Here is a 14,198-nt window from a genome sequence, read left to right as displayed (position 1 = left end):
CGGACTAGGGCAAACGCCTAGTCCGGCAGAGGCCGCTATTTTACGCGTCGCGCGTGGTGCGGCGCGTTATTTGATTACGCGGGAGACGCCGCGTCCGCGCGGGTCGGACATCGGCTCGGGCGTGTCGCCGTTGATGCGGATAGCCTGGATGTCGCCGTTGAAGTCCTGCATCGTGAACTTGTAGCCCTTCGCCTCGAGCTGCTTGACGACCTCCGGATCGAGCTGATGATACGGTTCCTGATAGATCGTGTCCGGCGGCAGCAGCTGATGATGGAAGCGCGTCGCGCCCACGGCTTCGGGCAGCGGCAAGTTGAAGTCGTACACGTTCGAGATGACCTGGAAGATCGACGTGAAGATGCGCGATCCGCCCGGCGTGCCGATCACCATCGCGACCTTGTCGTCCTTCGTGAGGACGGTCGGCGTCATCGACGAAAGCGGACGCTTCTTCGGTGCGATCGAGTTCGCGTCGCTGCCCACGACGCCGAACATGTTCGGCACGCCCGGCTTCGACGCGAAGTCGTCCATCTCGTCGTTGAGCACGATGCCCGTGCCTTCCGCGATCACGCCCGAGCCGAAGTAGCCGTTGATCGTGTACGTGTTCGATACCGCGTTGCCCCACTTGTCGATGACGGAGAAGTGCGTCGTCTCCGCCTTCTCGGGCATCGACGTGCCGAGGCCCGGCTGCACGCTCTTCGTGTCCGACGGCTTGTCGGGATTGACCTCCTGCGCGCGCTTCAGGATGTAGTCGTCGTTGATGAGCTGCGCGACCGGCACCTTGTAGAAGTCCGGATCGCCGAGATACTGCGCGCGGTCCGCGAACACGCGCTTCTCGATTTCGGCCACGAGATGGATGTACTGCGCGGAATCGAGCGGCACGTCCTGGAACTTGTCCTTCAGGTCCGCCTTCATCTTGAGCAGTTGCACGAGGCCGACGCCGCCCGAGCTCGGCGGCGGCGCGGTGATCACGCGATAGCCGTTCCAGCTCGCGGTGATGGGTTGGCGCCACACGGCCTTGTAGTCCTTCAGGTCGCGCCTCGTGATGAGGCCGTGGCCTTCCATCGACTTGGCGATCAGGTCCGCCGTCTCGCCTTCGTAGAAGCCCTTCGCGCCCTTGTCGGAAATGAGCTGCAGCGTCTTCGCGAGATCGGGCTGCTTGAACACCTGGCCCGACTTCATGCCGCCGAAGTACAGATCGAAGTTGGTCTTGCCGGCGAAATCCTTCGAGGCGTCATCGCGCCGCGCGATGAGCTGGTCGTCGACGACAAAGCCATCCTGCGCGTACTTGATGGCGGGCGCGAGCACCTGCTTCCATTTCAGCTTGCCGAAGCGCTTCTGCGCCTCCCACATGCCGTCGACGGTGCCGGGCACGCCCACCGCGCGATGCCCGTAGAGGCTCATGCCCTTGATGACCTCGCCCTTGTCGTCGAGATACATGTTGCGCGTGGCGGCGAGCGGCGCGCGCTCGCGATAGTCGAGAAAGTATGGGCGGTGATCGACGTAGAGCGTCATGAAGCCGCCCCCGCCGATGTTGCCCGCTTCCGGATACGTGACGGCGAGCGTGAAGGCGATCGCGACGGCCGCGTCGACCGCATTGCCGCCTTGCTTGAAGATCTGCTCGGCGGTGTCGGCGGCGTACTTGTCCGCGACGGCGACGGCCGACGCGGTCAGGACTTGCTGCTGAGCGGCGGTCTTGGCATGCGCCGGCGTGGTTTCGACGAATCCCGCCGTCATGAGCGCGGACGCCACGATGGCGCCCAGCGCGAGGGATCGTAAGCGCGGTTCCTTGTTCAAGAGCATCTCCTGTGTTCTCCTTTGTTGCGTGCGAAGAAAGACCAAGCGCTTATACCACGACAGTCGCGCTGCCGAATGACGCGGTGCAACGATCACGGCATCAGCTGGCCGCCATTCACGTCGATGATCTGTCCCGTCACGTAGCGCGACATCGCTTCCGAGGCGAGGTAGAGGAACGCGCCGCTGCAATCGTCGGGCTCGCCGATGAAGCCCATCGGAATCGCCTTGCGGAACGACTCCAACTGCTCGGGCGACGTGAAGCGCTCCTGAAACGGCGTCTGGATCACGCCCGGCGCGACGGCGTTCACGCGGATGCGGTCGGCCACCAGCTCCTTCGCCATGCCCTTGGTGATCGTGCTGACGAAGCCCTTGGAGGCCGCGTACAGCAGCGCGCCCGGGCCGCCGCCATTGCGCGCCGCGACCGAGGTCACGTTGATGATCGAGCCGCCGCCGCCCGAGCGCAGCGTCGGCAGCGCCGCGCGCGTGAACGCGACCACCGAGCGCGCGTTGATGTGCATGATCTCGTCGAAGAGCTCGTCGGTGACGGACGCGATCGGCTCGCGCTTCACGAGGCTGCCGGCGTTGTTGATGAGCACGTCGATCTTGCCGAAGGCATCGACGGCCTGCGCGACGGCGGCGTCGATCGCCTCCGAATCGCGCACGTCCGCGCCGACGGTGATCGCCGTGACGCCGAGCGCGCGCGCGTCTTTCGCGACTTCCTCGGCTTTGTCCTTCGAGCTGTTGTAGTGCACCGCGACGTTCGCGCCGTATTGCGCGAACGCGCGTGCGGCCGCGGCGCCGATGCCGGTGCTCGCGCCGGTGATGAGGATCGATTTGCCTTTCAGGTCGTGCATGAGTGCTCCGTGTGGAAGGTGGCCCGCCGCGCGCGGGCCATTCAGGAAAAGTCTTTGAAGCGGTTGCAACAAACGAGAGTATGAGCGAAGCGCGCAAGCGCGTCCGGCACGGCGTCGTCGAAAGCGGGCCAGCAGCATGCCCAGGACGCGGGGCCGGAGCAAGGCCGGGCACCATCTTCGGCGCGCGCATGTCGAAGAAGGCGCGGGCAGGGCGTCCGCGATAACGCATGGAGGCAGACATGGCTTCGCAAGTCGATCCGATTCCGAAAGACCGTCGCGGCGTGATTCCGTACATGGCGGTGGCGGGCTGCGCCAGCGCCATCGACTTCTACACCAAGGTATTCGGCGCCACCGAGACCTTCCGGATCCAGCAGCCGGACGGGCGCATCGGTCACGCGGAGCTGTCGATCGGCGGCAACGTCATCTATCTGTGCGACGAATTTCCCGACTATGGCACGATAGGCCCGCTTTCTGTCGGCGGCACGCCGGTCATGCTGCATCTCTACGTGAGAGACGTCGACGCGGTCGCGCAGCGCGCCGCCGACGAAGGCGCGACCATCCTGCGCCCGGTGGAGGGCCAGTTCTACGGCGATCGCGGCGGCAAGCTGCGCGACCCGTTCGGACACGTCTGGTGGATCGCCTCGCACATCGAGGATGTGTCGTCCGAGGACATGCGCGAGCGCGCGAGGAAGCTGTTCGGCGGCTGATCCGGGCGAAACCGTGCGTGCTCGCTCGCGAGGACCGTTTTCAATCGTCGAACGAGTATCGCTCGAGCACGCGCTTCACCGAGCTCCGGAACGATGCGACCAGATCCGAGCGGATGCCGCTGCTCGGATAGGACATCGCGTACTCGTACTCGATGTCGGCTTCGAAAGGCCGCACCACGACGCCGTGCGCGCGCCAGACCTTCGCGGCGAACGGCTCGACGATCGACACGCCGAGCCCGCCCGCGACCATCGCGTAGCGGGTGTGCGCCGTGTCGGTGAAGACGATGTAGCGCGGCCGGTCCTCGGTGGCCGAAATGAGCGATTGCTCGGCCTCGTAAGGCTGGCGCGAATTCGGCAGCCAGCCGATCAGATTCTCGCCGCGCAGGTCGGCGGGGCGCACGGTCTTCTTTTTCGCGAGCTTGTGCGTGGCGGGCATCGCGCACGACGCGCGCACCTTGAGCAGCGTCTCCACCTCGATGCCCGCGACCGGCGGAAACGCGAGGCTCAGCGCGACATCGGCCTTGTGGTTCTGCAGGTTCACGAGCACTTCGGGCACTTTCACCGAATCGACCGTGATCGGCACGCCGGGATGACGCTCGACGAAGTCGGCGAGCACGGGCGGCAGGAGCGTCGTGGCGAGCACGGGCATGCACGCGACGGTCAGGCCATCGGAGGCTTCCTCGCGGATCATGTCCGCGACCTGCTTCAGGCGCTCGAGTCCGAGGAAATTCTCCTCGACGGACTTGTAGAAGCGCAGTCCGGCGGTCGTCGGATTCAGGCGGCCGCCGATGCGCGAAAAGAGGCTGAAGCCCAGGTCGGCTTCGAGATCGGCGATCAGGCGGCTGATCGCGGGCTGGGTGACATGCAACTTGCGGGCGGCGCCGACACTGGTGCCGGTCATGATGAGGCTGCGGAAAGCCTCGATCTGGCGGAAACGGATCATCTTGCGGACGGCTGTGAGGCGGCTGTTATACGGCGACGCAGATCTTATAGGAAACAAGCACTTGCTGCCTTGAACCTCGTCGCCGGCCGACGGCCGCGTGGGTGCTTATCCAATGAAGTGAACGAGTATTCGAAAAATTTAGTGACTATAAGCACATGTGAGTGGCATCCGTCTTATTGATGCGAAATACTCGCCGCCAGCCTGAAGCACGAATGAAAGCGTCGATGTAAGAAAAAGCGCGCCGCCCGAACGCCAGCGCGGCTCCGACGCTTCGTGCCGGCGGACAGTAGAAAGCTTTTCGTTAGTTTTACCAAGTTCATGAGCGCCGTTGTTTATCTCACTTTAGATAAACAGGTCGGTGGGTCAAGGACTGCGAATATCTGAGAAAAGCGATACACGAACAAACGAGACGAAGAAAAAGGACTCCCCATGACGTTTTTTGCCGCTCCCCATGCATCCATCCAGCGCACGGCCTGCGCCGCCGCTGCGGCGCTCGTGCTCGCCGCGAGCGCACTGAACGCGTCGGCCGCCATCGTGCCGCCCGGCGTCACGCTCGCCGCGAAGCAGGAACTGGTGCGCAACAACGGCTCCGAAGTCGAAACGCTCGATCCGGCGCTGGTGGAAACCGTGGGCGCGGCCAATCTGGCGCGCGATCTGTTCGAGAGCCTGACCGCCACCAACGGTGACGGAGCCGTCGTGCCGGGCGTCGCGGAAAAGTGGGAGCAGAAGGACGCGACGACGTGGATTTTCCATTTGCGCAAGAACGCCCGCTGGTCCAATGGCGATTCCGTCAGCGCAAACGATGTCGTCTATGGCTGCCAGCGCTTTCTCGACCCCAAGACCGCGTCGTCGTATGCGAGCGTGTTCGGCCCGTTCATCCTGAACGGCGCGGATATCGTCGCGGGCAAAAAGCCGGCGAGCGCGCTCGGCGTGCGCGCCATCGACGCGAATACGATCGAAGTCAGGACCGACGGTCCCGTGCCGTTCCTGCCGGAACTGATGTCGAATCCGAACTTCGGACCGGTGCACCGCGCAACCGTCGAAAAATTCGGCAAGGAGTGGACCAAGCCCGGCAATATCGTCACCAACGGCGCGTTCCAGCTGAAGGACTGGCAGGTCAACAGCAAGCTCGTGCTGACGAAGAATCCGAATTACTGGGGGAAGGGGAACGTTCAGCTGACGCAGGTCACCTATCTGCCGATCGAGGACGAGAACACCGACGTCAAGATGTTCCAGTCCGGCGACAACGACATGACCTACCAGTTGCCGACCGGCACGTATGAGAAATACCGTCAGCAGTTCCCGGACGACATCCGCAACTCGCTGATCCTCGGCACGCGCTATTACAGCTTCAACAACCGCGATCCGCTGCTGAAGGATGTGCGCGTGCGCAAGGCGCTCTCGATGGTGATCGACCGCGACCTGCTCGCCCAGCGCGTGACCGCCGATGGCCAGACGCCGCTGTACGGCCTGCTGCCGAAGGGCGTGAGCGGGGCGGACGTGTCGAACTACGAGTGGTCGGCGTGGCCGATGGCCAAGCGCGTCGAGGAAGCGAAGAAGCTGCTGGACCAGGCGGGCGTGAAGCCCGGCACGAAGCTGCGTTTCGCGATGAACACGAGCGACTACAACAAGAAGATGGCGATCTTCGTCGCATCGGAATGGAAGTCGAAGCTGGGCCTGACCATGGACATCGAGTCGATGGAATTCAAGGTGCTGCTGAAGAAGCGCCATGACGGCGACTACCAGATCGCGCGCAATGGCTGGGTGGCGGACTACAACGACGCGACCACCTTCCTCACGCTCGTGCAGTGCAAGTCGGCGCAGAACGACAACTTCAACTGCAACCCGAAGGCGGACGCGCTCATCAAGGAAGCCGGCGAGACCACGGATCTGGCGAAGCGCACGCAGTTGCAGACGCAGGCCGCGAAGCTCGTGATGGACGACTACCCGATGCTGCCGCTGCTGCAATACGGTCTGCCGCGTCTCGTGAAAGGCTACGTCGGGGGATATTCGCTGAAGAATCCGATGGATCACTACGCCAGCAAGGATCTCTACATCGTCAAGCACTGACGCACAGGAGAAACGCTCATGTGGTCTTACACGTTGCGGCGCGTGCTGCTCACGCTGCCGACGCTTCTGATCGTCGTCACGGTCTGCTATCTGCTGCTGCACGCGACGCCCGGCGGCCCGTTCGACGGCGAGCGCAAGGTGTCCGCCGAAGTGCTCGCCAACCTCCAGGCGAAGTACCACCTCGGCGAGCCGCTGTGGAAGCAGTATCTGCTCTACCTCGACGGTCTCCTGCACGGCGATCTCGGCGCGTCGTTCCGCTACGCCGACTGGAGCGTCAACGACCTCGTGCTGCGCGCGTTGCCGGTGTCGCTCGCGATCGGCGGCGTGTCGATGCTGCTCGCCATCGTGATCGGCGTCGCGCTCGGCGCGGTTGCGGCCTTGCGCCGCAACAGCATCGCGGACTATGCGCTCATGCTCGTCAGCAACGCGGGCAACGTGTTTCCGTCGTTCGTGCTCGGGCCGGTGCTGATCCTCGTCTTCGCGATCCTGCTGAAGTGGCTGCCCGCGGGCGGCTGGAACGATTTCCAAGCGCGCTACATGGTGCTGCCCGTCGCGCTGCTGGCGATCATCAACGTCGCGACCGTCGGCCGCGTGACGCGTGCGAGCCTGATCGAAGTGCTCAACACGAACTACATCCGCACCGCGCGCGCGAAAGGCTTGCCGATGCGCACCATCGTGCTGCGCCACGCGCTGAAGCCGACGCTGATTCCAGTCGTGTCGGTGATCGGCCCGCTCGCGATCTCGTCGATCACGGCGGCGGTCGTCACGGAATCGGTGTTCTCGCTGCCGGGCATCGGCAAGCTGATCGTGAACGGCGCGGCCAATCGCGATTACACGCTCGTGCTCGGACTCGTCGTGCTGGTCACGGTGGTCGCCGTGCTGCTCAACCTGCTGGTCGATCTCGCGTACGCGTGGCTCGACCCGAAGATCCGCTACTGAGAGGGCGCCCGATGAAATCTGCTTCCCTGGCTCCGATGCTGGAAAAGGCGGTGGCGGGCCGCAGCCCGTGGCAGGACGCGCGCGCGCGTTTCCTGCGCAACAAGGCGGCGCTCGTGAGCCTCACGCTGCTCGTGCTGATCACGCTCGCGTGCATCGTCGGTCCGTGGCTCTTGCCGAATGCGTTCGATTCCACCGACTGGAACGCGACCAGCACGCCGCCCACTCTGGAAAACTGGCACCTTTTCGGCACCGACGACACCGGCCGCGATCTCCTCGTGCGCTGCCTGATCGGCGGCCGCGTGTCGTTGATGATCGGCGCGCTCGCCACGCTCACGTCCGTCACACTCGGCATAATTTGGGGCGCAACGGCGGGCTTCGTCGGCGGCCGCGTCGACAACGCGATGATGCGTATCGTCGACATGATGTACGCGATTCCGTACCTGCTCATCGCGATCCTCATGGTGACGCTGCTCGGCCGCGAGTTCTATCTCGTCGTGATCACCATCACGATCTTCTCGTGGATGGACATGGCGCGCGTCGTGCGCGGCCAGACGCTCTCGATCCGCTCGAAGGAGTACGTGGAAGCGGCGCGTGCGATCGGCGTGCCGACCTCGCGCATCATCATGCGGCACGTGGTGCCGAATCTGCTCGGCATCGTCGCGATCTACACGACCGTCACGGTGCCCGCCGTCATCCTCACGGAGTCGGTGCTGTCGTTTCTCGGCCTGGGCGTGCAGGAGCCGATGACGAGCTGGGGCGTGCTGATCCAGGACGGCGTCGGGGTGATGGAAGCGTCGCCGTGGATTCTGCTGTTTCCCGCGGCGCTGCTGTCGATCACGCTCTATTGCATCAACTTTGTCGGCGACGGCCTGCGTGACGCGCTCGATCCGAAGGACAGGTGAGCCATGCCGCTACTCGAAGTCAACGATTTGCAGGTCGAATTCAAGACGCACGACGCCACCGTGCGCGCCGTCAACGGCGTCAATTTCACGCTGGAGCCGGGCGAGACGCTCGGCATCGTCGGCGAATCGGGTTCGGGCAAGAGCCAGAGCGTGCTCGCCATGCTCGGGCTGCTCGCAGCGAACGGGCGCGCGAGCGGGCGGGCGATGTATCGCGGCGAGAATCTCATCGGCATGCCGGATCGCGCGATGAACCGCATCCGCGGCAACCGCCTCTCGATGATCTTCCAGGACCCGATGAGCTCGCTCAATCCGTATCTCACGATCGAGCGGCAGATGACCGAAGTGCTGGAGCTGCACAAGAACGTCACGCGGCGCGAGGCGAAGAAGCGCGCGATCTCCATGCTGGAAGCCGTGCGCATTCCGGAGGCGGCGCATCGGATCGGGCAGTATCCGCACGAGCTGTCGGGCGGCATGCGCCAGCGCGTGATGATCGCGATGGCCTTGCTCTGCGAGCCCGAAGTGCTCTTCGCCGACGAGCCGACCACCGCGCTCGACGTCACCGTGCAGGCGCAGATCCTGCAATTGTTGCGCAATCTCCAGCATGACTTCGGCACGTCGATCGTCCTGATCACGCACGATCTCGGCGTCGTCGCCGGACTGTGCGAGAAGGTGATGGTGATGTACGGCGGCCGCGTGATGGAGCAGTGCGGTGCGGATACGCTCTTTGCGAGGCCTTCGCATCCATACACGATCGGCCTGTTGCGCGCGCTGCCGCGTCTCGATCAGGACGGCGCAGAGCTCACCGGCATTCCCGGCAATCCGCCGAACATGGCGCATCCGCCGGCGGGTTGTCCGTTCCACGAACGCTGCGCCGATGCGAGCGACGAATGCGCTCGCAGTGCGCCCGCGCTCGAGGCCGTTGGCACGCACTGGCTGCGCGCATGCCATCGTCCTGTCGAGGCGATGAAAACCCGCTATCAGGAAACGAGCCATGTCTGATGCGACGATTCTTTCCGTGCGCGACATGCGCGTGCATTTCCAGGTGAAGTCGAAGAAGCGCCTGCCGTGGGCGCCGCGCCGCACGCTGAAGGCGGTCGACGGCGTGAGCTTCGACCTGAAGGCGGGCGAGACGCTCGGCGTCGTCGGCGAGTCGGGCTGCGGCAAGTCCACGCTGTCGCGCGCGATCCTCAACCTCATTCCCGCGACTGGCGGCGACATCGTGTGGATGGGCGCGCCGCTCGCGAGCGCGTCGAAACGCGAATGGCATCGTGTGCGCGGCGACGTGCAGATGATTTTTCAGGACCCGCTCGCGTCGCTCGATCCGCGCATGACGATCGGGCAGATCATCGCGGAGCCGCTCGTCGAGCATCGGCCCGAAATGAGCCGGCGCGAGATCGACGCCCGCGTGCGCGCGATGATGGCCCGCGTCGGCCTGCGCGAGCAGATGATCAACCGCTATCCGCACGAGTTCTCGGGCGGACAGTGCCAGCGCATCGGCATTGCGCGGGCATTGATCGTCGAACCGAAGCTCGTCATCTGCGACGAGCCGGTGTCCGCGCTCGACGTCTCCATTCAGGCGCAGATCGTCAATCTGCTCAAGTCCCTGCAGAAGGAGATGAAGCTCGCGCTCATCTTCATCGCGCACGATCTGGCCGTGGTGCGCCACATCTCCGACCGCGTGATGGTGATGTACCTCGGCCGCGTGATGGAGCTCGCGGACAAGCACGCGCTCTACGACACGCCGCGCCATCCGTACACGCGCGCGCTGCTTTCGGCGGTGCCGGTGCCCGATCCGTCCGTCGAGCGGGGCAAGGTCGTGCATATTCTTTCGGGCGACATTCCCAGCCCGATCGATCCGCCGCCGGGTTGCGTGTTTCATACGCGCTGTCCGATGGCGCAGGCGCGCTGCTCGCGGGAGGTGCCCGCATTGCGCACGCTCGGGCCCGATTCGTCGGCGGCGTGCCTGTTTGCATGAGAACAATTCCGCGCCGATTAGAAACCCCATGACATGCAAGGAAACGATCCCCCCGCGATAAACACTCGATAAATCCAGGCGGCCCGCGCATCCGCGCCGCCGATCTTTCTCCCGTTCGTCCATCCGCCTGTCCGCCCAGACCTTTCCGGTCTCCGGGCGAGGCGTTTTGCAATCCTTAGTTTTGAACAAGCCGTTAGCAGTCGAATCAATATAAGTGGAGATTTTTTTCGTGAAAAAACAAAAACGTTCACTCGCGCTATCGATTTTGTTGTTCAGCGGTGTCATGGCTGTGACGGCCGGCGCGCATGCCGATGAAACCCCGTCCGACGCACCTTCGCGTCACACGGAAGCGCCGCCCGATTCGCCGCCCAACACCGAAGCCGATGCGCCCGTGAGCAATCAGGCGAAATCGAAGGGCTTCATCGAGGATTCGCATCTGAATCTGCTGGTGCGTTCCTTCACCGAGCACGACGACTTCAAGGGCGCGGGTAAAAAGGACGCGTGGGTGCTCGGCGCGCAGGCCGTGTTCGAATCCGGCTATACGAAGGGGCTGATCGGACTGGGCGGAGACGTGTCCCTGTTCGGCGCGTTCAAGCTGAACGGCGGCAATGGCGCGGGCAATCGCGTGCACGTCGGCACGGACGGCGGCGGATCGAATCAGCTGGCGTGGGCATATCCGGGCGTGTGGGACGTGAAGGCGCGCGTGTCGAACACGGTGCTCAAATACGGGCAGCAGCTCTTCGACAACCCGTTCCTCGTGCCGCACGACAACCGCGCATTGCCGCCGACCTATCGCGGCTTCTCGCTCGCAAGCGATGAAATCAAGAATCTGACGCTGAAAGCCGGCACGGTGGACGGCGTGCTCGCGCGCGGCATGACGACGGTCACCGGACTCACGACGGAATACGGCGGCACGCACGTCTCGCGCTTCACGTACTTCGGCGGCGACTGGACGCACGGCGACGATACGGCCGTCTCGCTCTACGGCAGCATCGCGAACGATGTGTGGCAGCAGTACTACCTGACGGCAACGCAGAGCATCGGCGATCCGAAGACGATTCGCTGGACCGGCTCGCTGAACTACTACTACACGGGCGCGATCGGCGACAAGCGGCAAGGCTCGATCACCAACAACGCATATTCGCTGGCGCTCTCGGGCACGCACGGCGCACACACCGTGCAGGTCGCGTTCCAGCAGATCGTGAGCGATCAGACGTTCGACTACCTGGGCCAGTCGGCGGGCGACTATCTCTCGAACTCGCTCGACGTGGACTACAACCAGCCGCACGAAAAGTCCCTGAGCCTGTCGTACACGCTCAACATGAAGGAGTATGGTGCGCCGGGCCTCAAGTTCACGCTGTGGGGTGCGTACGGCTGGGACGCCGATGGCAGCGCGATGGCCAGCAGCAATACGGCTCAGGCGGCCAATTATCTTGTGGACGGCCAGCCGATTCACGGCACGCACTACGAAATCGGCGTGATCCCGAGCTACACGGTGCCGGACGGCAAGTTCAAGAATACGTCGATCAAGTTTTACTACATGCACCATCACAGCAACAGTGCGTACTATCCGGACGGCACGAGCGACGTATACCGCCTGATGGTCAACGTCCCCGTGAACGTGTTCTGACCACCCCGCCAAATGGCAAAAACACCGCAGCGTAAACCCTACAAAAATACCCGTTTACATTACGTTTAACTTTCATTTATAAAGAGGGTGCGTGCTGCGGATTGCCATGTCTCGCCCACGCTCATCGCCCGGCAGGCCTGTCTCTGCCGGGCTTTTTTTTTGCCCGCGCGGCCGCTCCTCGCTGCAGCTTTCATGCGTTTACGAAGCAGGTTTTCCTAAGTGAAAACCCCTCCGATTCTTTCGCTTGACTTACTTGATATATCACATACTGTGTATATGCGACGAGGTTTGAGTTCGTCGCGGGAGGCGTCGTTCGGCGCCCGAATACACAAGGCACAGCTGCCAAGGAGACAGGCATGGGAATGGACCAGATGGACCGCGAAGGCAAGGCGTCGCGCCTGGCGTCGCCGTGGGTGCAGTTGGTTTTCGGCGTGATTTGCATGGCGATGATCGCCAACATGCAGTATGGCTGGACACTCTTCGTCAATCCGATCGACGAGAAATATCATTGGGGCCGCGCGGCCATTCAGGTGGCGTTCACGATCTTCGTCGTGACGGAGACGTGGCTCGTGCCGGTGGAAGGTTATCTGGTCGACAAGTACGGACCGCGGCCGGTCGTGGTCGGCGGCGGCATTCTGTGCGCGATCGCCTGGGCGATCAACTCGATGGCCTCGTCGCTGCCGCTCCTGTACTTCGCGGCGGCGGTCGGCGGCGTGGGCGCGGGCGCGGTGTACGGAACCTGCGTCGGCAATGCGCTCAAGTGGTTCCCGGCGCGGCGCGGGCTCGCGGCGGGCATCACGGCGGCGGGCTTCGGCATGGGGTCGGCGGCGACCGTCGTGCCGATCGCGCACATGATCAAGTCGAGCGGCTATGAAGCGACGTTCCTGTGGTTCGGGCTGGGCCAGGGGCTCGTCGTGTTCCTGCTCGGCATGGCGCTCTACGCGCCGCCGACGCAACTGCTCGCGGCGGTGAAGAGCACGGTCAAGGCCGCGGTCTACAACGCGAGTCCGAAGCAGGTGCTGGCGTCGCCGATCTTCTGGGTCATGTATCTGATGTTCGTCATGATGGCCGCCGGCGGCCTGATGGCGACCGCGCAGCTCGGGCCGATCGCGAAGGATTTCGGCTTGCATGACTCGCCCGTCTCCATTCTGGGCCTGACGCTGCCCGCGCTGACCTTCGCGCTCACCATCGACCGCGTGCTCAACGGGCTGACGCGGCCGTTTTTCGGCTGGGTGTCGGACCGCATCGGACGGGAGAACACGATGTTCGTCGCGTTCGCGATCGAGGCGGTGGGCATCGTCGCGCTGTCGAAGTACGGGCAGAATCCGACGGCGTTCGTCGTGCTGACCGGCATCGTGTTCTTCGCTTGGGGCGAGATCTACAGTCTCTTCCCGGCGACCTGCGGCGATACCTTCGGGCCTAAGTTCGCGGCGACCAACGCGGGCCTGCTCTATACCGCGAAGGGCACGGCCGCGCTTCTCGTGCCGTTTTCGAGCGTCATCACGACGATGACGGGAAGCTGGCACGCGGTCTTCATGCTCGCGTCGGGCATGGCGGCGATCTCGGCGCTGCTCGCGCTCTTCGTGCTCAAGCCGATGCGCAATGCGCATACGCAGAAGCACGCGCGCGCCGCGGCGCTGGACATGCCGTATTCGCCGATCGTGAAGGAGTGAATGCCGACGCGTGATGTCGGCAGGGCGGCCGACCCGGCGTGTCGCCCGTTTCTTGTTATCGAGCTCGCGCTTGATCCGTCGATGTCGATCGTGAAGCGGCGACTGGGCCGCCATGTGGATGCGCGTTTTGTGTTGCCGCCGGCAGGTGGTCTCCTCGCTCGCTTGTCCCTGGGTTCGAGCGATCCTGCTGCGGCAGGATGTGCGTTCAGCGCGATCGCCGGTTAGGGCGATGCGCGAAACGAAAGCAGGTGCCGCCTCGCATTGGATGCGCGGGTCACGGCGACGCGATAGGCGAGGCGCGGTACACGCCCGTCGATGCAGGCGACCCACGCCCGAAAGGTCAGCGCCGATGCCGCCGAGACGAGAGCGAAGAGGACCAGACTAATGTGAGCGTTCATGCCTGTCTCCAGTCGATGTCGGTTCGACGATGCTGCCGACGATTGGCCAATGAACGTAGTCTCGTCGCGAACGGCGAGCGGGCCTACCCGGCTCGCGCGGGGACGGCGCGATCATGCGGGAGACGGACGGAACGAGCCCTGCATGGGGAGGGGCGGCGCGTCAGAACCGTGTGCCCACGCTGCAGCCGCCGAAGCCGCCGCCATTGGTCGCAAAGCCGCCGCAGCCGAAAAGGCCGCAGCCGGAGAGCATCGTCGAAGCGGCGAGGACGACTGCGACGGCGCGTAGGGAACGAAGGTGCTTCATGTTGACGTCGGA

At 64.1% G+C, this 14,198-nt stretch carries 14 protein-coding genes; 9 read left to right on the top strand and 5 right to left on the bottom strand.

Annotated features, from left to right (window positions below; translation table 11 throughout):
- Nucleotides 1-66: 66 nt before the first annotated feature.
- Complete coding sequence (gene ggt, locus AWB83_RS03955; RefSeq protein WP_374729085.1) at nt 67-1,731, bottom strand: gamma-glutamyltransferase; 1,665 nt, start codon at nt 1,729-1,731, stop codon at nt 67-69.
- 152 nt (nt 1,732-1,883) lie between these two features.
- Nucleotides 1,884-2,645 carry an SDR family NAD(P)-dependent oxidoreductase gene (locus tag AWB83_RS03950; protein WP_087042950.1) on the bottom strand — a complete coding sequence of 254 codons (762 nt, stop codon included), beginning with the start codon at nt 2,643-2,645 and terminating at the stop codon, nt 1,884-1,886.
- Nucleotides 2,646-2,884: 239 nt separating this feature from the next.
- On the opposite strand from AWB83_RS03950, the gene AWB83_RS03945 reads away from it, so the two are divergent.
- Nucleotides 2,885-3,352, top strand: a complete 468-nt coding sequence (locus AWB83_RS03945) for a VOC family protein (protein ID WP_087043134.1) — start codon at nt 2,885-2,887, stop codon at nt 3,350-3,352.
- 40 nt (nt 3,353-3,392) lie between these two features.
- On the opposite strand, the gene AWB83_RS03940 is transcribed toward AWB83_RS03945, so the two are convergent.
- Nucleotides 3,393-4,253 (bottom strand): LysR substrate-binding domain-containing protein, encoded by an 861-nt coding sequence (locus AWB83_RS03940; RefSeq protein ID WP_244197562.1) that lies wholly within the window; start codon nt 4,251-4,253, stop codon nt 3,393-3,395.
- 471 nt (nt 4,254-4,724) lie between these two features.
- On the opposite strand from AWB83_RS03940, the gene AWB83_RS03935 reads away from it, so the two are divergent.
- The 8 genes from AWB83_RS03935 (at nt 4,725) to AWB83_RS35950 (ending at nt 13,709) form a co-directional block, all read left to right on the top strand.
- Nucleotides 4,725-6,365 carry a peptide ABC transporter substrate-binding protein gene (locus AWB83_RS03935; RefSeq protein ID WP_087042948.1) on the top strand — a complete coding sequence of 547 codons (1,641 nt, stop codon included), beginning with the start codon at nt 4,725-4,727 and terminating at the stop codon, nt 6,363-6,365.
- Between the two features lie 18 nt (nt 6,366-6,383).
- Nucleotides 6,384-7,304, top strand: a complete 921-nt coding sequence (gene oppB, locus AWB83_RS03930) for an oligopeptide ABC transporter permease OppB (protein ID WP_087042947.1) — start codon at nt 6,384-6,386, stop codon at nt 7,302-7,304.
- Between the two features lie 11 nt (nt 7,305-7,315).
- Nucleotides 7,316-8,206, top strand: a complete 891-nt coding sequence (locus AWB83_RS03925) for an ABC transporter permease subunit (RefSeq protein ID WP_167389062.1) — start codon at nt 7,316-7,318, stop codon at nt 8,204-8,206.
- A gap of 3 nt (nt 8,207-8,209) precedes the next feature.
- Nucleotides 8,210-9,205 (top strand): ABC transporter ATP-binding protein, encoded by a 996-nt coding sequence (locus AWB83_RS03920; RefSeq protein WP_087042945.1) that lies wholly within the window; start codon nt 8,210-8,212, stop codon nt 9,203-9,205.
- Nucleotides 9,198-10,181, top strand: coding sequence for a murein tripeptide/oligopeptide ABC transporter ATP binding protein OppF (gene oppF / locus AWB83_RS03915; protein ID WP_087042944.1), 984 nt, complete (start codon nt 9,198-9,200; stop codon nt 10,179-10,181). The genes AWB83_RS03920 and oppF overlap by 8 nt, the downstream gene beginning before the upstream one ends.
- Before the next feature lie 229 nt (nt 10,182-10,410).
- The gene (locus AWB83_RS03910; protein ID WP_087043133.1) at nt 10,411-11,811 is read left to right on the top strand and encodes an OprD family outer membrane porin; all 1,401 of its coding nucleotides are present in this window, start codon (nt 10,411-10,413) and stop codon (nt 11,809-11,811) included.
- A 356-nt stretch (nt 11,812-12,167) separates the two neighbouring features.
- Nucleotides 12,168-13,484, top strand: a complete 1,317-nt coding sequence (gene oxlT / locus AWB83_RS03905) for an oxalate/formate MFS antiporter (protein ID WP_087042943.1) — start codon at nt 12,168-12,170, stop codon at nt 13,482-13,484.
- Nucleotides 13,485-13,709, top strand: a complete 225-nt coding sequence (locus AWB83_RS35950) for a hypothetical protein (protein ID WP_143750007.1) — start codon at nt 13,485-13,487, stop codon at nt 13,707-13,709.
- Here AWB83_RS35950 and AWB83_RS36405 read toward each other — a convergent pair.
- Together AWB83_RS36405 and AWB83_RS36690 are read right to left on the bottom strand one after the other, a co-directional pair.
- Nucleotides 13,706-13,882, bottom strand: a complete 177-nt coding sequence (locus AWB83_RS36405) for a hypothetical protein (protein WP_159463007.1) — start codon at nt 13,880-13,882, stop codon at nt 13,706-13,708. The genes AWB83_RS35950 and AWB83_RS36405 overlap by 4 nt on opposite strands.
- Before the next feature lie 160 nt (nt 13,883-14,042).
- The gene (locus tag AWB83_RS36690; protein ID WP_167389060.1) at nt 14,043-14,186 is read right to left on the bottom strand and encodes a hypothetical protein; all 144 of its coding nucleotides are present in this window, start codon (nt 14,184-14,186) and stop codon (nt 14,043-14,045) included.
- Between the last annotated feature and the right edge of the window lie 12 nt (nt 14,187-14,198).

The sequence above is a fragment of the Caballeronia ptereochthonis genome, from assembly GCF_001545075.1.
GTDB lineage: Bacteria > Pseudomonadota > Gammaproteobacteria > Burkholderiales > Burkholderiaceae > Caballeronia > Caballeronia ptereochthonis.
Note: the sequence above shows the minus strand (reverse complement) of the source record. Positions and strands in the feature narration are given on the sequence as shown.